The organism is Mycolicibacterium iranicum (assembly GCF_014190915.1).
In the GTDB taxonomy this organism is placed as follows: Bacteria; Actinomycetota; Actinomycetes; order Mycobacteriales; family Mycobacteriaceae; genus Mycobacterium; species Mycobacterium iranicum_B.
This window is the reverse complement of record NZ_JACHVU010000011.1, coordinates 62,118-80,584: the sequence shown is the minus strand read 5'-3', so window position 1 is coordinate 80,584 and position 18,467 is coordinate 62,118. Positions and strand designations below refer to the sequence as shown.

Genomic DNA, 18,467 nt, shown 5'->3' with positions numbered 1-18,467 from the left:
GGTTCGCGTCAGTCCAGCCCGTAGACCCGGCGGGCATTGACGTGTGCGATCAGATCGACGACGCGGATCGCGTCCGGCTCGCTCCAGTCGCCGGCGTCCACGAAGCGCTGCAGTGCCGCGGCGATTCCGTTGCGCCACAACCGCGCTCCGAGGAAGTGCAGCTCAGCGGGGCCGAACCCGTCGGAGGAATAGAGGATCTTCCGGAACGGCGCCATCTCCAGCAGCCGGGCGATGAACGGGGCGGAGCGGGCCCCGAGGTAGTTGATCGACAGCCCGCCGTCGACGTACACGTTGTTGAATGCCTGGGCCAGGTAGCCGGCCTCGCGTTCGTAGGGATAGCAGTGCAGCAGCATCACCGGGGTTTCGCCGCTCACGCGCAGAAAGTCGAGCAGATGCAGCGGGTTGGCGGCGTGCAGGTCGCAGTCGCGGTCGCCGAACCCGACATGGAACTGCAGGGGTTTGCCGAGCCGGAGCGCCCGGTGCAGACCGAAGCGCAGCAGCACGCGATCGAGCAGGCGGGTGCCGCCGGCGTCGCGCCAGCGCGCCGCGGCGACGGCCACCTCATCCGCTGTGGGTTCGGACAGGTCGCCGACGAATCCGCCGCGGTAGGCCAGGACGGACTTGGTGCCCACCGCGCTTCGCCCTCTGCGCCACAGGATCTCGTCGAACGCCGCGGCGTATTCCCCCGTCGCGGCGGCGGCCTCCTCGGCCACCGCCTCCAGCCGCACCACCTCGCGCACCCGGCCGGCGCCGAGTCCGGCCAGTTCGTCGAGACCGGCCACTCCGTCGGCGAAGCCGGTGTCGACGAGCCAGTCCGACACGTGCGCGGCGCCGAGGAACCGCTGCGCGAGCTCGATTTCGTCCAGGCCGCTGCGGGTCTGCCAGTACGCGTCGGCGCCGGCGTGGCGCTCCAGACCGAGGACGGGTGCGCAGTGCGCGCGCACGGCGAATCCGAGCTGAGTGTCGAAACCGGAGTCGAAAGACGCCAGAGGTTCGGTGTTGGCCTCGTTGAGTGCGTTCTCGAAATGCGCGCGATCGGCGGTGTCCAGCCAGCAGCCGTGCACGTGGTGGTCCACCAGTGACACCACGTCGGCGTGCTCGCCGAGAGCGCTCACCTACACGCTCCAGGCCAGGCGGAACTTCTCGGCGAGCTGACCGGCGTCGAGCCCTGCGAAGTGTTCGTGTTCGTAGCGGCGCACCGCGACCACGGCGTCGACCACCGGATCGCCTAGGACGGCGCGCATCCTGGCCGAGCCGTCGAGAGCGTCCAGGATCCCGGCGTGTTCGGCGCCCAGCACGGTGACCCCCGCTTCGGCCCGGGCCTCGGCGCTCAGCGTCGACGGGTCGACGGCGATCTCGGCGGGCAGGGCCGCGGTGTTCTCCAGGCCGTCGAGGGCCAGCCCGAGGACGGCTGCGGAGGCCAGATACGGGTTCGCCGACGGGTCGATGACCTTCACCTCGACATGGGCGCCGTGCGGGTTGGCCTCACCGGCGGCCACGAAACGCACGGCGGCCTCCCGGTTCTCGGTCCCCCAGCAGGCGTAGGCGCCCGACCAGTGCCCCGGTTGCATCCGCAGGCCCGACAGGATCGATCCGCTCAGCACGCCCTGGGCGTCCTGCAGCCCGGACAGCACACCGGCGACCGCGGCCGCGCCCTCCGCGGTCATCCCGGCGGGTCCGTCGGCGCCGGAGAACAGCGGGACGCCGTGCCGGGTGAGCGAGAAGTGCTGGTGGGCGCCCGAACCGACGGCGCCGGCGAACGGCACCGGCGACAGGCTGACCCTCATGCCGTGTCTGCGCGCGGCCCGGCTGACGATGATGCGCATCAGGATGACCTGGTCGGCGGCGACGACGGCGGGCTGTGGCGCCAGCGATATCTCGAACTGGTGGGCGCCGTATTCGGGATGGAACTGCTCGATCGCGACGCCCGAGGCTGTGGCGGCGGCGGTGACATCCCGCACGAACCCCTCGTGTTCCAGCACACCGGCCAGCCCGTACTGCGCCCACAGGTGTGCGGGCAGCTGCGCGCCGTCCGGCCCCACGAGGACGAACTCGAGCTCGTGTCCGACCAGTGCGTCGATTCCCGCACCGGACAGCCTGTCCTGCACGCGCTGCAGGGTGCCGCGGGCGCACCGCGGATCCGGCGTGCCGTCTTGGTCGAAGAACGACCCCGGAGCCCACGCGAATCCGTCGCCGAGGATGCGCAGTCCGGAGAGGTCGATGCGGATCCGCTGGTCTCCGACGACGCCGATGTTCTCACCGAACGCGATGCCGGACTGGTCGATGGTGAACCCGTGCCAGACGGGGCTCGCGCCGAGCCCGGGATCGGCGAACGACCCCATCCGGCGCAACGGCACGGTCTTGGCGTGGATGAGCCCCGCGGGGTTCACGACGGTGCCGATCAGGGTGGCTACTCCGTCGGCCTCGAGCTGGGCGATGGCTGCGGCGGCGAGCGGTTTGGCGGCCATGAAGCCATTCTGCAGGCGATCAGCCTGCCCTACAGGGTGATCTTGCAGCTCTGGCCGATGTCGAGGGTGCGCAGCATCCGGCCCATGCCCACCCACATGGCGCAGGAGATGGCGAGGTCGGTGAGCAGTTCGTCATCGAAGTGCACCGCGGCGCGCTCCCAGAAGTCCTCGTCGTCACGCAGCGCGGTGTGGTCGGTGGCGAACCGGTGCGCGAATTCCATCGCGATCCGCTCGGCGTCGCTGTAACCCGGCCAGGTGCGCCACTGGGTGGCGTAGTCGTAGAACTCCTCGGTGATGCCGTGGGACTCCCCCTCGGCGTCGCGGGTGTTCTGGCAGACGACGCATTCGTTGGCGTAGGCGATCACGATGCGCGCGGCTTCCCTGGTCCGCATCGGCAATCGGTTCTTGGTGTACACGGCGTTGGTGAATTGCGCCATCGCAGAACCCAATTCGGGCGACTTCACCGCGAAGCCCGTCACGTCGTCGTCAGCGAAATCTCCGATTCGGCTCATGGTGCAAAAGTGTAACGTGTTTCACTTTTGCGCTGTGGTGAGTTCGGCCCGATCGTCGTTCCATTCGCGTTGGAGAAGGAGTCGCTGGGCGATCCGCTCCAGGGCGGCCTCGACCTCGCCGCGGTCCGGGCGGCCCTCGAAGGTCGGGGAGGTCTCCAGCTTCTGCACGATGCGGCTGCTCAGCGCCGACGTGGCGGCCTCCACCTGACGCGCGCCGGACTGCGTCAGCCAGAGCTGATCGCCGGTCCGCAGCGCATGGCCCCGTTCGACGAGCCGGTCGAACGTCGGCTCCAGCACCTCGGGCGGCACCCGCAGGCGCTCGGCCATCTCGGTCAGGCGCGCCGATCCGAAGACCTGACCCTGCCGGTAGATCTGGATGAGCGCCCACAGCAGCGCGATGTCGGCTTCGCAGCCGTGCGTGCCCGCGATACTGCGCAGCTTGATCTCCGGTGAGTGCCGGACCAGCCGCCAGACCGCGGTCTCCAGCATCTGCTCGGAGGAGTCGTTGGACGGCATGCCGAAGCCCTCGCCCATGTCGAGAGCGGTGGTCGTCTCGATGTCGCGCAGTGGCACCTGCTTGAGCGTGAGGGCGACGAGGAAACCCACCGCCGCCACCGGCGCCGCGCACAGGAACACCAGCCCGAGGGAGTCGGAGTAGGCGGTGACGATGGGTGCCGCGACGGCGTCGGGCAGCTGATGCAGCACCTGCGGGGACTGCGCGGCTGCCGGGGGCGCCCCGGCCGCGGCGAGCGCGCCGGCGATGCGGGAGTCCAGGAAGTTGGCGAACAGCGATCCGAAGATCGCCGCCCCGAACGAACTGCCGATCGTCCGGAAGAACGTCACGCCCGAGGTGGCCACGCCGAGATCGGCGAAGCTCGCGGTGCTCTGCACGATGAGGACCAGCACCTGCATGCACATGCCGATGCCGGTGCCCAGCACGAACAGGTAGGCGCTCTGCTGCCAGACGGGGGTGGTGGCGTCCATCTGCGAGAGCAGCACGAAACCGAGCACCATCACCGCGGTGCCGACGACGGGGAAGATCTTGTACCGGCCGGTGCGGCTGACCAGGACGCCGCTGCCCATGGACGTCAACAGCAGGCCACCCACCATCGGCAGGGTGCGCAGACCCGATTCGGTCGCCGAGACGCCGTCGACGAACTGCATGAACGTCGGCAGGAACGTCAACGCGCCCAGCATCGCGAAACCGACGATGAACGACAGCACGCAACACACGGTGAACACCGGGCTCGCGAAGAGCCGGATGGGCAGCACCGGCTCCTCGGCGCGCAACTCGACGCGCACGAACAGCGCCAGCGCCGCGGCGGAACCGACGAACAGGCCGATGATCACCGGCGAGGACCAGGCATAGGTGCTGCCGCCCCAGCTGGTCGCCAGGGTCAGCCCCGAAGCGCCCAGCCCGATCAGCACGATGCCGGCGTAGTCGATCACCGGACGGGTCCGCCGCCCCAGCGCGGGGATGGTCGCCAGCGCGACGACGAGCACGACGATGCCGATCGGGACGTTGATCCAGAACGCCCAGCGCCAGGTCAGATGGTCGGTGAAGTAGCCCCCGAGCAGAGGGCCGATCACCGTGGTCACGCCGAACACGGCGCCGAGTGCGCCCTGATAGCGACCGCGATCACGCAGCGGGATCACCTCGCCGATCAGGGCGGTGGCGGTGACCATCAGTGCGCCGCCGCCGATCCCCTGCAGCGCACGGGACGCGACGAGCATCTCCATCGAGGACGCGATGCCGCACAGCACCGAACCGACCAGGAAGAACACCACGGCCGCTGCGAAGACGACCTTGCGGCCGAACAGGTCACCGAGCTTGCCGACGATCGCCGTGGAGATCGTCGAGGCCAGCAGGTAGCTGGTGACCACCCAGGACTGGTGGCCCGCACCGCCCAGGTCGGCCACCACGGTCGGTAGCGCGGTCGCGACGATCGTCTGGTCCAGCGCCGCCAAGAGCATCCCGAGGACCACCGCGACGAAGATGACGTTGCGGCGCTGGGAACCGACCGGGGCCGGTTCGGCGTGGGCCGCCGGTTCCGTGGACGATGCCGGTTGAGTAGACGATGCCGGTTGAGTAGACGATGCCGGGGGCGACGCTGTCATACCTGCCTTTCTGGGCGACCGTGAGGACTTCTCAGGACATCGTTAGATGACCTATGAAAGTTACGGTACCCAGCGAGGAGGTTCCCGGGACTACGGGTGCTGAACCGCTACCGCATCGTCTACTGCGGCGGGCGCGAGACGCACTGGGCCAGGTAGAGCTCCTCGCCCAACTTGGTCATCAGCTCGAGCTGGGTCTCCAGGTAGTCGATGTGCAATTCCTCGTCGGCGAGGATCTTCTCGAACAGGTTCGCCGAGGTCGCGTCGCCCTTCTCCCGGCACAGCAGGATGCCCGGCTTCAGGCGTGCGACGACCTCGTACTCGATCGCCAGATCGGCCTCGAACTGCTCCCGCACCGTCTGCCCGACCCGCAGGGAGAACAGCCGCTGGTAATTGGGTAGGCCGTCCAGGATCAGAATTCGATTGGTGATCTCCTCGGCGTGAACCATTTCTTCGAATGATTCTTTCCGCGTGTGCGCAGCCAATTCGGTGAATCCCCAGTTGTCCTGCATCTTGGAATGCAGAAAATACTGATTGATCGCCGTCAATTCGCTCGTCAATTGCTCGTTGAGCAATTTCAGAACTTCGGGATCGCCTTGCATGACGTGCTCCTCAAAGCTATGTGGACTGGTGCGTGCGATAACTGCACGGGCTGCGTGCGAGCACGTCTCAATCTAGTGCAGGCAACGGCATAAATCGCCCAGAAAGCCGGTGTCGGGCTGGTGTTTCCGCGATGTTCGCAACGCGTCGAGCCCAGATCAGCCCCCTACTCTGGACTGCCTAGGCTAAGTAAGGTTAGACTGCGCTAACTGTTTTGGCTGCGAACAAGGTAAGGGTATCCAATGGGTGAGTACGACCTGCACTCATTCATCCTTGCCTGCGATTTCCAGGTCGACGACATCGACGTGATGTGGAAATGGCTGGGTAAACACCGCGACGGCCTTTCCTCGATCGGCGCCCATCACGTCGTTCTGTACGAATCCATTTGGGAGCCCCGCCGGGTATTGGTCACCATCGGGATCCGCCAGGCGCGCTCCATTCGGGACGTCCTCGGTTCGCCGGCGATTTTCGAATGGTTCAGTATTTCCGGCGCCGACGATATCCCGCCGATTTTCGGCGGCGAGGTCGTCGAGAAGATCGACCTGGACGGACCCAGTTCCGAAGAGCATGTGGGGCGCGTCGTGGTCGGGGTGATGTCCTCCGTCGTCGACGTCGGTGAACTCATGGTCAAGATCCACGACGGTGTCGAGCGCTTCAAGCGCGGTGGCGTCCGCAAGATCTGGGTGTACCGCGCGCTCGACGACGGGCAGGAGGTGTTGATCCTGCAGGAGATCGCCGACGAGAAGAGCGCCAGGCAGTGGATCGAGCATCCCGACGCCGCCGCGGAGTGGATGTCCCACGCCGGGATGGGCGCCTATCCGACCCGTTTCGTGGGCCGCTTCGCCCACCTGATGAGCGTGGACGAGCAGGGGTAGCTGATGTTCGTATGCCTGTGCACCGGGACCACGAGCCACGTGGTCAACGAAGTCGTGGCGAAGGGGGCGCGGACCTCCCGCGAGATCGCCGAAGCCTGTGGCGCAGGCGGCGACTGCGGACGGTGCCGGCGCACGCTGCGGGCGATCATCGAGGCCCACTTCAAGGCGGTCGATTGCAGGCGCGAGAGCGTCGGCTGATCAGCCCCGGCCGGTGAACTCCGCCAGCGCTGCCGCGTTCGCGACCCCGCCGAGCAATTCCTGGAAATGCGCGTTCTCGCGCTCGGTGGCTGCGGCGATCTCGGCCCGGAACGGGGCGACGATGGTCTTCTTGACCGCGACGAGGCTCGGAATGGAGCGCGAGGCAAGGATTTCGGCGTGCTTGCGCGCCTCGGGCAGAAGGTCCTCCGGTTCGCACACCTTCCAGGCGATACCCATGCGCTGGGCCTCGTCGGCCTCGACCCACTCCGAGGACAGCAGCAGCCAGGCGGCATTCTGCCGGCCGATCAGCTGCGGCAGCAGATACGACGACGCGGCCTCGGGTGCGACACCGAGGCTGGTGAACGGGCATTTCAGCCGCGCGGTGGTGGACATGAACACCAGGTCCGCGTAACCGAGGATGGTGGCGCCGATCCCGAGACCGACACCGTTGACCGCGCAGATGAGCGGCTTGGGCAGTTCGGTCAGCGCGTCGATCATCGTCGTGAAGTGGCTGCCGCCGGTGGTCAGCGACCCGTCGGCGATGCCGGCCTGCATCTCTTTGAGATCGTTGCCCGCACTGAACGCGCGGCCCGCGCCGGTGAGAAGCACCACCGCGACGTCCGGGTCGTCAGCCGCCTCGCGCAACGCGGTCGCCGTCGCCAGGTAGAGCTCCTGGTTGAACGCGTTGAGCGCCTCGGGCCGGTCGAGGGTCAGTGTGCGGACCCGGTTCTCGTCGCTGATCTGCAGAGTCACCGGCGCAGCGTATCGCGGCCGGCGGCGGCTTCCGGCGCAGCGGCCCCGGAGAACGGGTCCCGCAGCACGTAGCGGCTTGTCGGCACGGTGTCGACGTTCTGGTTGGCGCCGAACGCCGTTGTGCTGGCGACCATCCGGGTCATCCGGTCGCTGAGGTCGGCGTCGTCGGCGGCGCCGAAGAACGCGTGCAGGTCGGTCGTCGCCTCGATCGGGAACAGCTCCTCGACGATGGCCGAGATCGGCGGAGCGCCGTCGGTCAGCGCGCGCACGACGGTGTTCTGGACGTAGCCGAACGTCGACTGCGTGTCGATCGCGACCTGGGTGTGGTCGAGATGCCAGCGGCGCAGCCAGGTCTGCTCGTCGAGGTCGTCGGGTCTGCGTAGCAGTGCCATGTTCGCCAGGCCCGGCGTGCGCTCCCCCGGTTCGGTGCGCGGGGGGGCCATCGGGACGGACTCGGTCACCAGGTAGGCCGCGAGCTCGTCGCACTCGGGTGTCAAGACCGTTGCCGCGGCGCCGATCTGAGGCCCGTAGTACTGCGACGTCCACACGCTGACCAACGCGACCACCGGCGGCGCGAGCGTCGTCAGTGTCATCAGCGAATCGGTCACCGGCGCGTCGCGGACGTGGACGGTCAGGCCCGGTGCGCCGGTGTCCAGCAGGGCCTGTGCCACCTCGGTGCGCAACCGTGTGCACCAGCCTTCGTCACCCGGCGCGCCACGCAGCGCGAAGACCACTTTCTCCACTCCGCGAACATAGCCGGGTCAGAATGGACGGGTGATCAAGGGTCTGGGGCTGCGTCCGGTGCTGCCGGACGCCGCCGCGGCCTCACGGAGCCTGGCCGGGGTGGCCGTGATCGCCGTGGCCGCCGTCCAGTGGGGGCCGGCGGGTTCGGCGACCGCAGCGGTCGGCACCGCCGCCGTCGCGGGGGCGACGGCCTTCCAGGACAGCCCCCGGTCGCGGGTGCCGCTGGTGTACCTCGTCTCGGGCCTCTCGGGTGTGGCCGTGACGCTCGGTGCAGTGACCTCGGCGGTGCCCGCGCTGTTCGTCGCCGCCGCGGTCCTGTGGTGCTTCGGCGCGGCGATGCTGTGGTCACACGGCCCCAACGCCGGGCTCGTCGGCGCCGCCTCCACCGCCCTGCTCGTCAGCACGCCGCCCCTGGCCCACACCGCGTCGGCGGTCCTCGGTACGGCGGCCCTGGCCGTCGCCGGAGGGCTGATGCAGGCGCTGATCCTCGCGCTGTGGCCGCCGCAGCGCTGGCGCGCCCAGCGCGACGCGCTCGTCGGGGCCTATCGCTCATTGGCCGCCGACACCCGCGAACTCGACGTCTGCAAGGGCCACGGGTGGGTGGTCGACAGCGGGCCGCTGGTGGCACTGCGCGAAGCGTTCACCTCCGAGGAGGGGCCCAACCGGCGCCGCTCGGCCGTCTACCGGGGCTGGTATGCACTGCCGGAGAGGATCGCTGCGACGCTGGCCGACATCGCGGGCGTGCCCTGGTCGGAGAACCTGTCGCGGGTGCTCGCCGAAGCCGCGGACACCATGGCCGCCGTGGCCGACACCAGCCGCTCCGGCAGGGTGGCCGCTGATGTGGCCATCAGCCGTTTCGACAGCGTGGCGCAGGAGGCGACGGGTCCCGAAGCAGGCGTCGTGCAACGTCTCTCGGCCCTGTTGCACGAAGCGATCGCGATGCGGCTCGGCGATTTCGTCCCGTCCACACCGGACGCCGTGCGGCTGCGGCGCCCGGAACTGCCGACGTCGGTCCGCTCGGCGATCCGCGGGGTGCGGGACCAGTCGCGCTGGCACTCCCCCGTGTTGCGGCACGCGGTGCGGGTCAGCATCGCCGTCGGCGTCGCGTGTGCGATCGACCTGTACGCCGACGCCCCGTACGGCTACTGGATCCCGCTGACCGTGCTGATGGTCCTTCGCCCGGAGACGGCGCACACCTACACCCGCTGCGTGGGCCGGGTCGGGGGCAGCGTGGTCGGTCTGGCCGTGGTCGCCGGCGTCCTGGTGGTGCTGCATCCGCCCGCCCCCGTGTCGGCGATCCTGACAGTCGCCGCCGTCGGCGTCGCCTACGCGGTGTCGGGTGTCGGGTACATCGCGATGTCCGCGGCGGTCGCCGCCGCCGCGGTCCTCCTGATCGACATCGGTCGCGCGGGTGAGGCGCCGGCGATGAGCGACCCGGTGCTCGCCACGCTCGTCGGCGGCGCGCTCGCGCTCATCGCCCACGTCGTGCTCCCCGACGACGAGCTGACAAGGCTCGCGCAGCGCGCCGGCGAACTGCTCAAGACCGAGATCGACTATGCCGCCACGGTCATCAAGGGGTACGTGCACGAGGTGGACAACCCGGCGGAGGCGATGACGGCGGCGTGGCAGCGTGCGTTCCGGGCCCGGGCGGCGTTCGAGGCGACGACCGGGGCGATGCGCATCGAGTCGCGCGAGCTGCGGCACTGGCTGCGCAGCTACCGCACCGCGCTCAACGCGGTGACGAACTCGTGCGCGACTCTGGAGGCGCATCTGCCCGCGCGCCCGACCGCCACCGGTGACCGCAATTTCGCGCTGACCGTCGACGAGTTCGTCGAGGCACTGTGCGGCGACCCGCCGACGGCCGCCTCGCCGTGGACGGTGGACGCCGCGGAGCTGGCCGCCGCCGAGCAGCGCGTGCGCGAAGCCGTCCCCCGCGGCGGCTTCGACGAGGGTCCCGCGCGTGTCCTGGTGGCCGAGGTCGGTGCGATCACCCGCACGCTGACCGCCATCGCGGTCAGCCCCGGGCCCACCTCGGTTCGATGAACACGGCTTCGGCCTCCACCGTGATGCCGGTGGCGTCGGCGATGTGCCCGACGGCGTAGGTCTTGAACCCGTCGGTGTGGGTGACGCGCGCCTCGGAGTGCAGTTTCCCCAGCGGGGTCAGCCGGCGGTAGCGCACGGTGATGGTGCCGGTGAGCCGATGGACGCCCGGCTTGCTCGCAGCATCGCCGAGGACATGGTCGAGGATCTTGGCCGACACCCCACCGTGCACATGCCCGGGCGGACCCTCGAACGCGGCGCCGAGGTAGAAGTCGCTCCTGGCCGAGCCGTCGGGTTCCTTGTGGATGACCAGCGGTGGTGCGGTCGGATTGCGGACGCCGATGACCGCGTTCCCCCACGGCATCGAATCCCCGTTCGTCGCGTACTGGATTCCAAAGGCCCCGTCGCACTGGTGGGCCCGCAACCGCGCCGTCGCCGACTCGATCTCGGCTTTCGCCAGCGCCACGGCGTCCGCGTCCACCTCGGTGCGGATCGTCGCGTCGATCAGATCGCGCACCGACCCGGTCAGCGGTTCGTAGAGGGCCCGCAGTCGTTCGATGTCGGCGGCGCTGAGGCCGTCGACGTGGGTGTAGTCCAGCACCCCTCGACTAGAACACGTGTCAACTCCGGTGTCACAGCGGGGGTGGTCCGCGGACCCCGCGCGTCGGGCTCCGGGTGAGACGTCCCCACGCCCGGGCGCGATTTCAACGACTGTTGACATATCAGACCGGCGGACTATCGTTCTAGTCACCAAGTGTTGACTTATCCGGGAAGGGCCCGAACATGCCCGAGCTGTCGTCCGCAGAACCCGTCCCCGTCCTCGTCGTCGGTGCAGGCCCGACCGGTCTGACGGCCGCGCTCGAACTCTCCCGCCTGGGTGTGTCCGTCCGCATCGTCGACCGGGCCCTCGCGCCGTCCCCGGAGTCACGGGCCCTGGCGGTGCAGGCGCGCACCGTGGAGCTCCTCCGGGTACGTGGTGTCGGCGCGCAGATGCTCGACCTGGGAAACCGGGCGCGCGCCGCGGCGCTGTATGCCTCGGGGCGGCGCCTGGCGCCGATCGAATTGCACAGAATGCCCTCGCAGTTCAATTTCATCCTGATGCTCGCGCAGTCGGAGACCGAGCGACTGCTGACCGAACAGCTCGCCCGTCAGGGGGTGAAGGTCGAGCGTGGTCTCGAGGTCACGTCGGTACGCGAGACGGGCGCCGGCGCGGAGGTCACGCTGCGCGGCGGCGCCGGGGCCGAGGTCGTGCAGGCCACCTACGTCATCGCGGCCGACGGTCCGCACAGCACGCTGCGAAAGGCGCTGGGGGTACCGTTCCCCGGTCGCACCCTCCCCCACAACTACGTGCTCGCCGACCTGCACGTCGACGGCGAACTCCCGCAGGACCAGGTGTCGATCTTCCTGGCCGGCGGTGGCTTCGTCGCGGTGTTCCCGATGGGCGACGGCCGGTTCCGCCTGATGGCGACCGACCCCGACGGGATGGCCGACGCGGCCGGTGACGTCGGGGTGGACCACATCCAGCGGTTGTTCGACAGCGTGGTGCATGTGCCCGCCCGTCTGCACACGATGAACTGGAGCTCGCGATTCCGCATCAACAGCAGGCATGTGAAGCAATTGCGCTCGGGCGCAGTGTTCTTCGGCGGCGATGCCGCCCACGTGCACAGCCCGGCCGGGGGGCAGGGGATGAACCTCGGTGTCCAGGACATGATCAATCTGTCCTGGAAGATCGCGATGGTTCTCGACGGGCGCGCGAAACCCGAACTGCTCGACACTTATTCGGCGGAACGCCTCCCCGTGATCAGGAAGCTGATCCGGCTCACCGAGATCGGTACCCGGGTGTTCAACTCGACGAACCCCCTGGTGCATGGGCTGCGGATCCGCATGGCGCCCAAAGCACTTGCACGCGAACGGGTTCAGAATGCCGCTGCGTCGATGTTCGGCCAGTTGTCGGCGGGATACCGCGACGTCGGCATGGCCGCCGGGGTGCCGGGGCCGGGCGTGGGCGAGCGGGTGCCCGACTCGGACGGCCTCTACGACGAGCTCGACCTGGGCGCCCTGACGCTGTTCACCGACGACGGTGCGGCGGCCGAGGTGGCGCGTCGCCGGCGCGGCGTGGTGGCGGTCCGTCCCGGACGGGGCCGGGGCTGGATGCTGGTGCGCCCGGACGGCTATCTCGCGGCGGCCGGCGCGCCGGGCGACACCGCGGCGCTGGACGCCGTCTTGGCGCGCTGGTTCACCTCCGCAGACTGAGGCGGCCTTCTCCGAGGGGTGGACGTCACACCGGTCCGATGACGTGGCATAGATTACCTAAGTTTTCGTGGACAACTGTAAACGAATCCTTCTAGTCTCAGAGCATGACCGACCGCGGCCGCAGCGCCGATCCCCGTGCGGAGCGGGTCCGTGCCCAGCTCCGTGGGGCCGCGTTCAACCTCGCGCACGAGGCGCCCCTCGACCGCATCTCGGTCGGTGACCTGGTGGAACGGGCCGAGGTCAGCCGGCAGGTCTTCTACCGGCACTTCCGCGACCGCGACGACGCGGTCGCGGCAGCCTTCAGCGAGGTGTTCGCCGACGTCGTCCGCGAGGCCCCCAGCGGTGACAGCGACAGTCCTGTCACCGACACCAATGGCGCGAGATCCCGGATTCTGCAACTCTTCGCGTTCGCCGAAGATCACCCCACGCTGTATCGCAACGTCGTCCCCAGCACCGTGCACCAGCACGTCCTCGGCGCCTACCGCGCCGCGCTGCTCCCCCCGTGCCGACAGATCGCCGCACAGGGGATGGCCGTGCTCGACACCGTCTCGCCCATCCCCGCCGACGCCGTCACCCGTTTTCTCGTCGGCGGCTTCATGGAGGTCCTGCGGTCCTGGATGGAAGACCCGGCCGACACCGATCTGCACTCCAGGGTCCGCGCCGCGCTCGACACCGTCGACGCGCTGCTCGGCCTCACCTCTGCTCAGAAAGGACCCGACCATGGGTAAGCACCACACCCCCGACCGTCCCGCCATCCGCAACCGCTCCGCCGTCCGGACCACCGTGCTCGCCCTGGCCGGACTGACGGTGTTCGTCCTGGCGATGGTGGCCAGCTACTCCGGCGCGTTCGCCAACCCGATGCTGCACCACATGACGGTCGCGGTGTCCGGACCCGCGCAACTCGTCGACGGTCTGCGCGAGCAGAACTCGTTGTCGGTCAACGCCGTCGGCGACGCCGCCGGCGCCAGGGCGCAGGTCTTCGACCGCGCCGCCGACACCGCGTTCGCGGTCACCCCCGATCGCCAGATGACGATCTACGTCGCCGGCGGAGGCGGGCACAGCGTCGCTGCCGCCGCCGAAACCGTCGGGCGGGCGACCGCCGAGAAGGCCGGCCTGACCCCCGTCGTCGAGGACGTCGCACCGACGACCGCAGGTGACCCCTCGGGCACCGTCGAGTTCTACGCCGTCATCTTCCTGTCCATCGGCGCCTCCCTGGGCGCCGCACTGCTCGGCCGGTTGATGGGAAGCGTCCGGACACCGGCGACGTTGGCACTGCGCACGATGTCCCTGGCGGCGTTCTCCGCGGTGCTCGCCGGTGCGGTCACCGCCTACGTCGACCCGGTGCTCGGCGCGCTGACCGGCCATCCGGGGCAGGTCTTCGCGGTGCTGTGGCTGTATGCGATGGCCGTCGGAGGAGCCGTCACCGGTGTGGCCGCAGCCTTCGGCACGGCGGCATCGGTGGTGCTGGGGCTGTTCCTCGTCGTCGTCGGCAACGCCGCCGCGGCCGGCCCCGTGGGCCGTCCGCTGCTGTCGAGCTTCTACGCGACGTTCTCGGGCATCGTCCCGCAGGGGTCCGGGGTCTCGCTCCTGCGCAGCATCTCCTACTTCGACGGCCACGGCGCCTCGACACCTCTGGTCACGCTGGCGATCTGGGCCGCGGCGGGCTGTGTTCTCGCAGTCGTCGCCACGGCGGCCCGGGTGAATTATCGTGCCCTGTATGAACGCCGCGCCGGGCGCCACGGAGCCCTACTACGACCTGGGCTCCTATCATCGGCCGACTGACACCCCGTCGAAGGCCGCGCAGCTCTGGTTCGACCGCGGCATGGTGTGGGCCTACGCGTTCAACCACGAAGAAGCGGTCCACTGCTTCGAACGCGCGCTGGAACTCGACGCGGGGTTCGCCCTCGCCCGCTGGGGTGTGGCCTACGCGATCGGGCCCAACTACAACAAGGGCTGGGACGCCTTCGACCCGGTCGATCTGGCAGCGACCCTGGCCAGGGCCAGGATGGAGCTCGGTCTCGCCGCGGACGGCCGGGCCTCTGCCGTCGATCGCGGCCTGATCGACGCCCTGAGCGCCCGGTTCCCCACCGAGGATCCCGGCGACGCCGAGGCGCTCGCCGCCGGACACCGTGCCTACGCCGATGCGATGGCCGCGCTGGCCGACGCGTACCCCGACGACGTCGACGTCGCCGCCCTGGCCGCCGACGCGCTGGTCAACGTGACGGCGTGGGCGCTGTGGGACAGCCGAACCGGTGAACCGGCGCCCGGCTCCCGCGTCGTGGAGGCCAAGCGCATCCTCGACGCGGCGCTCGCCACCGACGCCGGCCGCGCGCACCCGGGCATCCTGCACCTCTACATCCACGCCATGGAGATGTCGACCACGCCGCAGGAGGCGCTGCCCGCGGCCGACCTGCTGCGTGGACTGGTGCCCGACGCGGGTCACCTCCAGCACATGCCCAGTCACATCGACGTGCTGTGCGGGAACTACCGCGATTCGGTCGTGGCGAACCTGTCCGCGGTGGCGGTGGACCGACGCTTCGTCGAACACCAGGGCCCGCTGAACTTCTATTCGCTCTACCGCGCACACAATCTGCACTTCGTGGTGTATTCGGCCATGTTCGAAGGTCATTCGGCCACGGCGCTGGCCGCAGCCGACGAGCTCGCCGCCCAGCTGACACCCGAGCTGCTGCGTATCGAGTCGCCGCCGATGGCCGACTGGCTGGAAGCGTTCGTGCCGTTGGGTGTTCACGTGCTGGTGCGCTTCGGCCGGTGGGAGGAGCTGATCGCGACGCCGCTGCCGTCGGACACCGAGTTGTACTGCACCACCACGGCGACCATCCACTACGGACGCGGCGTCGCGCACGCTGCGCTCGGACATCTCGACCAGGCGCGCGCCGAACGGGAGCTGTTCACCGCGGCCCATGCGCGCATCCCGGAGAGCCGTTATCTGTTCAACAACACCAGCCGCGACATCCTCGCCGTCGGTGCCGCGATGCTGGACGGCGAAATCGACTATCGGGCAGAGGATTTCGACAGCGCCTTCGCTCACCTGCGCCGAGCGGTGGAACTCGACGACTCGTTGCCCTACGACGAACCCTGGGGCTGGATGCAGCCCACCCGCCATGCGCTGGGCGCGCTGCTGCTCGAGCAGGGCCGGGTCGAGGAAGCGGCCGGGGTCTACGCCGCCGACCTCGGCCTCGACCCCACCCTGGCGCGTTCCTGTCAGCACCCGGGCAACGTGTGGAGCCTGCACGGCTACCACGAATGCCTGACACGGCTCGGACGTGACGCCGAAGCCGCGATCATCGGTAAACAGCGCGAGTTGGCCTCGGCCCGCGCCGATGTGCCGATCGGCGCCTCGTGCGCCTGCAGGCTGCAGACGCACTGCTGCGACTGAGCGCCCGGTGCGCCGGAGCGGCGGCTGCGTAGACTCCGGCTGTGGCAGTCACCGATGACGACCTTGCTCACCTGCGTCGATGTGTCGAACTGGCGCGCGAGGCAGTGGACGGTGGAGACGAGCCTTTCGGATCACTGCTGCTCGACCCGCACGGGGCGGTCCGATTCGAGGACCACAACCGGGTGAAAGACGGCGACTCGACCCGGCATCCGGAGTTCGCGATCGCGAAGTGGGCCGTCGAGCACCTCAGCCCCGCCGACCGTGCCCGCAGCACGGTGTACACCTCCGGCGAGCACTGCCCGATGTGTGCCGCCGCGCATGCGTGGGTAGGACTCGGACGCGTCGTCTACGCCGCCTCGTCAGCGCAACTGACGCGGTGGCTCGACGAGTGGAACGCCACGCCACCTCCGGTGGCCGCGCTGCCCATCACGGCCGTCGCCCCCGGTGTGCCGGTGGACGGCCCCGCCGAACAGCTGACCGAGGAGATGAAAGCGTTGTACGCGAAGGCCTTTCGTCCGTGACCGCGCCTGCGTGGGTTGAGCACGCCATCTGGTGGCAGGTATATCCGCTCGGGTTCGTCGGGGCGTATCCGGCCGACCCTGCGCCCGCCGCCGACGAACACCGGCTGCGCCGCATCGTCGACTGGCTCGACTACGCCGTCGAACTCGGCGCGTCGGGGCTTGCCCTCGGGCCGGTGTTCGAGTCGCAGACGCACGGCTACGACACCACCGACCACCTTCGGATCGACCCCCGGCTCGGCGACGACGGCGACTTCGACCACCTCGTCGCCGAGGCGCACCAGCGGGGACTGCGAATCCTGCTCGACGGTGTGTTCAACCACGTGGGAACCGATTTCGGGCGCTACCGCGACGCCGTCGACGGCGGTGACAGGTCCTGGTTCCGGACGCGCGGAGACGAGTTCGCGACGTTCGAGGGCCACGGCGGCCTGATCGCGCTCGACCACCGCAACCCCGAGGTGGTCGACTACACCGTCGACGTCATGTGTCACTGGCTGGACCGCGGCGCCGACGGCTGGCGGCTCGACGCGGCCTACGCCGTGCCCGACAGCTTCTGGGCCCAGGTGCTCCCCCGCGTCCGGGACAAGCACCCCGACGCGTGGTTCGTCGGCGAGGTCATCCACGGTGACTACCAGGCCCGCGTCCACGACTCCGGATTCGACTCCGTCACGCAGTACGAACTGTGGAAGGCCATCTGGAGCAGCATCAACGACACCAACTTCCACGAGCTGGACTGGGCGCTGACGCGGCACAACGAGTTCCTGGAATCGTTTGCGCCGCTGACGTTCATCGGCAATCACGACGTCACCCGCATCGCCAGCCAGCTGACCGATCCCGAGCACGTCGAACACGCACTGGTGATCCTGCTGACGACGGGCGGCACCCCGAGCATCTACGCCGGCGACGAGGTCGCCTACCGCGGCGTCAAGGAGGAGCGCTTCGGCGGCGACGACGCCGTCCGGCCCGAATTCGGTTCTCCCTTCGACGGAGTCGGCGAGCACGGCCACCAGGTCTTCCGCGCACACCAGCACCTCGTCGGGCTGCGCCGCCGGCACCCATGGCTCTTCACCGCCAGGACCACTGCGCTGTCGGTGACGAACAGCTCCTACGTCTACATCACCCGCAACGGCGACGACGCACTCGTCGTCGCGCTCAACGTCGACGACGAACCCCTGCCGCTGGCGCTCGCGGGCCTGGGGCTGGGCCATGCCGAGATCGTCGCCGGCTCAGGGGCGCCGCCGATCGAAGTGGTCCCCGACATCGTCGTGCCCGCGCACGGCTGGCTGATCCTGGCGCCGCGCTGACCGCTCAGCCCAGCAGGTCGAGGGTGGCCGGATCCTCCTCGCCGCCGTAGAACGCGTCGAGTACGGCCCGGAAGTCGGCGGGGTCGTCGGCGGCTCGGGCGAACAGCGTCATCGACGACCGCACCTTCAGATCGTCGGGATAGCCGAGGATCTGCGTCGCCGAGCGCCCGGTATGGGTGGCGAGCAGGCGTGCGCACTCCCGCAGGCGCGGCCCCAGCACGGGATGGGCGAGGTACGCCCGGGCCTCGTCGAGTGAGGTGATGCCGTAGTGCTGTGCCGTCGAACTGCGGCCGAGACCGCGCACCTGCGGGAAGACGAACCAGATCCAGTGCGTCCGTTTCGACCCCGCGCGCAGCTCCGCCAGCACCGTGTCATAGACGCCCTCCTGCGCCGCCACGAAGCGGTCCAGGTCGAAGGTCTCGTCGGTCATCGGTCACCACCCCCCGCGTCAGGGTATCCGGACGCGCCGCGCGGCGGCGATCTTCCGACGCGCCATGCGTCATAACCTCAGGATTCACTTCATTCACACTGGTCACAGGCTGAATCCGGCCGGCGGCGAGTCCGCGCCGAGTTGCAATCGTTAGCCAACCGCGACCGTCATTCGCTGTGTCGGGCCGCAGAACACCTGGTCCGGCGGTGTTGCATTACTCGTGAAACGCGACGGCATGTTTGCGAACCAGGCGACGTGAT

General features: G+C 69.3%; 18 protein-coding genes. 9 read left to right on the top strand and 9 right to left on the bottom strand.

Going from position 1 to position 18,467, the window contains the following annotated elements:
- Positions 1 to 8 precede the first annotated feature (8 nt).
- The 5 genes from FHR72_RS20710 to bfr all read right to left on the bottom strand — a co-directional run bounded on the left by FHR72_RS20710 (position 9) and on the right by bfr (position 5,697).
- On the bottom strand, positions 9 to 1,115 hold the full coding sequence (locus FHR72_RS20710; RefSeq protein WP_183471647.1) for an amidohydrolase family protein: 1,107 nt from the start codon (positions 1,113 to 1,115) through the stop codon (positions 9 to 11).
- Positions 1,116 to 2,468, bottom strand: coding sequence for a type I glutamate--ammonia ligase (locus FHR72_RS20705; protein WP_183471645.1), 1,353 nt, complete (start codon positions 2,466 to 2,468; stop codon positions 1,116 to 1,118).
- A gap of 29 nt (positions 2,469 to 2,497) precedes the next feature.
- Entirely contained in the window at positions 2,498 to 2,980 is a 483-nt protein-coding gene (locus tag FHR72_RS20700; RefSeq protein ID WP_183471643.1) for a carboxymuconolactone decarboxylase family protein, read from the bottom strand.
- 21 nt (positions 2,981 to 3,001) lie between these two features.
- Positions 3,002 to 5,098 (bottom strand): MDR family MFS transporter, encoded by a 2,097-nt coding sequence (locus tag FHR72_RS20695; protein ID WP_183471641.1) that lies wholly within the window; start codon positions 5,096 to 5,098, stop codon positions 3,002 to 3,004.
- Between the two features lie 119 nt (positions 5,099 to 5,217).
- Entirely contained in the window at positions 5,218 to 5,697 is a 480-nt protein-coding gene (gene bfr, locus FHR72_RS20690; protein ID WP_183471639.1) for a bacterioferritin, read from the bottom strand.
- Between the two features lie 240 nt (positions 5,698 to 5,937).
- On the opposite strand from bfr, the gene FHR72_RS20685 reads away from it, so the two are divergent.
- Entirely contained in the window at positions 5,938 to 6,570 is a 633-nt protein-coding gene (locus FHR72_RS20685; RefSeq protein WP_183471637.1) for a fatty-acid--CoA ligase, read from the top strand.
- Between the two features lie 3 nt (positions 6,571 to 6,573).
- Complete coding sequence (locus FHR72_RS20680; protein ID WP_183471635.1) at positions 6,574 to 6,768, top strand: (2Fe-2S)-binding protein; 195 nt, start codon at positions 6,574 to 6,576, stop codon at positions 6,766 to 6,768.
- On the opposite strand, the gene FHR72_RS20675 is transcribed toward FHR72_RS20680, so the two are convergent.
- Both FHR72_RS20675 and FHR72_RS20670 read right to left on the bottom strand, forming a co-directional pair.
- Positions 6,769 to 7,521 (bottom strand): enoyl-CoA hydratase/isomerase family protein, encoded by a 753-nt coding sequence (locus FHR72_RS20675; protein WP_183471633.1) that lies wholly within the window; start codon positions 7,519 to 7,521, stop codon positions 6,769 to 6,771. It abuts the gene before it with no gap.
- A complete protein-coding gene (locus FHR72_RS20670) occupies positions 7,518 to 8,264 on the bottom strand; it encodes an EthD domain-containing protein (RefSeq protein WP_183471632.1) in 747 nt (248 codons plus the stop codon). The genes FHR72_RS20675 and FHR72_RS20670 overlap by 4 nt, the downstream gene beginning before the upstream one ends.
- A 31-nt stretch (positions 8,265 to 8,295) precedes the next feature.
- Between FHR72_RS20670 and FHR72_RS20665 the strand changes: the two genes are divergently transcribed.
- Positions 8,296 to 10,308 carry an FUSC family protein gene (locus FHR72_RS20665; RefSeq protein ID WP_183471630.1) on the top strand — a complete coding sequence of 671 codons (2,013 nt, stop codon included), beginning with the start codon at positions 8,296 to 8,298 and terminating at the stop codon, positions 10,306 to 10,308.
- Here the strand turns inward: FHR72_RS20665 and FHR72_RS20660 are convergent.
- Positions 10,280 to 10,906, bottom strand: coding sequence for a PaaI family thioesterase (locus FHR72_RS20660; RefSeq protein ID WP_183471628.1), 627 nt, complete (start codon positions 10,904 to 10,906; stop codon positions 10,280 to 10,282). The two genes, FHR72_RS20665 and FHR72_RS20660, sit on opposite strands and share 29 nt — an antisense overlap.
- Positions 10,907 to 11,088: 182 nt before the next feature.
- Between FHR72_RS20660 and FHR72_RS20655 the strand changes: the two genes are divergently transcribed.
- The 6 genes from FHR72_RS20655 to FHR72_RS20630 all read left to right on the top strand — a co-directional run bounded on the left by FHR72_RS20655 (position 11,089) and on the right by FHR72_RS20630 (position 17,777).
- Positions 11,089 to 12,558 carry an FAD-dependent oxidoreductase gene (locus tag FHR72_RS20655; protein WP_183471626.1) on the top strand — a complete coding sequence of 490 codons (1,470 nt, stop codon included), beginning with the start codon at positions 11,089 to 11,091 and terminating at the stop codon, positions 12,556 to 12,558.
- Positions 12,559 to 12,662: 104 nt separating this feature from the next.
- On the top strand, positions 12,663 to 13,286 hold the full coding sequence (locus FHR72_RS20650; RefSeq protein ID WP_183471624.1) for a TetR/AcrR family transcriptional regulator: 624 nt from the start codon (positions 12,663 to 12,665) through the stop codon (positions 13,284 to 13,286).
- Positions 13,279 to 14,340: a hypothetical protein gene (locus FHR72_RS20645; RefSeq protein ID WP_183471622.1), complete on the top strand. Its 1,062-nt coding sequence runs from the start codon at positions 13,279 to 13,281 to the stop codon at positions 14,338 to 14,340. Before FHR72_RS20650 ends, FHR72_RS20645 begins: the two co-directional genes overlap by 8 nt.
- On the top strand, positions 14,276 to 15,955 hold the full coding sequence (locus tag FHR72_RS20640; RefSeq protein WP_183471620.1) for a tetratricopeptide repeat protein: 1,680 nt from the start codon (positions 14,276 to 14,278) through the stop codon (positions 15,953 to 15,955). The genes FHR72_RS20645 and FHR72_RS20640 overlap by 65 nt, the downstream gene beginning before the upstream one ends.
- Positions 15,956 to 15,996: 41 nt before the next feature.
- Positions 15,997 to 16,476 carry a nucleoside deaminase gene (locus tag FHR72_RS20635; RefSeq protein ID WP_183471618.1) on the top strand — a complete coding sequence of 160 codons (480 nt, stop codon included), beginning with the start codon at positions 15,997 to 15,999 and terminating at the stop codon, positions 16,474 to 16,476.
- Positions 16,473 to 17,777: an alpha-amylase family protein gene (locus FHR72_RS20630; RefSeq protein ID WP_183471616.1), complete on the top strand. Its 1,305-nt coding sequence runs from the start codon at positions 16,473 to 16,475 to the stop codon at positions 17,775 to 17,777. The genes FHR72_RS20635 and FHR72_RS20630 overlap by 4 nt, the downstream gene beginning before the upstream one ends.
- 4 nt (positions 17,778 to 17,781) lie before the next feature.
- Here FHR72_RS20630 and FHR72_RS20625 read toward each other — a convergent pair whose 3' ends face one another.
- Positions 17,782 to 18,207 carry a DUF1810 domain-containing protein gene (locus tag FHR72_RS20625; protein WP_183471614.1) on the bottom strand — a complete coding sequence of 142 codons (426 nt, stop codon included), beginning with the start codon at positions 18,205 to 18,207 and terminating at the stop codon, positions 17,782 to 17,784.
- Positions 18,208 to 18,467: the final 260 nt, after the last annotated feature.

Bases quoted from the DNA above. Each gene is read 5' to 3' on its own strand.
- FHR72_RS20680 (WP_183471635.1), top strand. From the start codon at position 6,574: ATGTTCGTATGCCTGTGCACCGGGACCACGAGCCACGTGGTCAACGAA.
- FHR72_RS20685 (WP_183471637.1), top strand. From the start codon at position 5,938: ATGGGTGAGTACGACCTGCACTCATTCATCCTTGCCTGCGATTTCCAG.
- FHR72_RS20640 (WP_183471620.1), top strand. From the start codon at position 14,276: ATGAACGCCGCGCCGGGCGCCACGGAGCCCTACTACGACCTGGGCTCC.
- FHR72_RS20650 (WP_183471624.1), top strand. From the start codon at position 12,663: ATGACCGACCGCGGCCGCAGCGCCGATCCCCGTGCGGAGCGGGTCCGT.
- FHR72_RS20625 (WP_183471614.1), bottom strand. From the start codon at position 18,207: ATGACCGACGAGACCTTCGACCTGGACCGCTTCGTGGCGGCGCAGGAG.
- FHR72_RS20655 (WP_183471626.1), top strand. From the start codon at position 11,089: ATGCCCGAGCTGTCGTCCGCAGAACCCGTCCCCGTCCTCGTCGTCGGT.
- FHR72_RS20695 (WP_183471641.1), bottom strand. From the start codon at position 5,098: ATGACAGCGTCGCCCCCGGCATCGTCTACTCAACCGGCATCGTCTACT.
- FHR72_RS20705 (WP_183471645.1), bottom strand. From the start codon at position 2,468: ATGGCCGCCAAACCGCTCGCCGCCGCAGCCATCGCCCAGCTCGAGGCC.
- FHR72_RS20645 (WP_183471622.1), top strand. From the start codon at position 13,279: ATGGGTAAGCACCACACCCCCGACCGTCCCGCCATCCGCAACCGCTCC.
- FHR72_RS20700 (WP_183471643.1), bottom strand. From the start codon at position 2,980: ATGAGCCGAATCGGAGATTTCGCTGACGACGACGTGACGGGCTTCGCG.
- bfr (WP_183471639.1), bottom strand. From the start codon at position 5,697: ATGCAAGGCGATCCCGAAGTTCTGAAATTGCTCAACGAGCAATTGACG.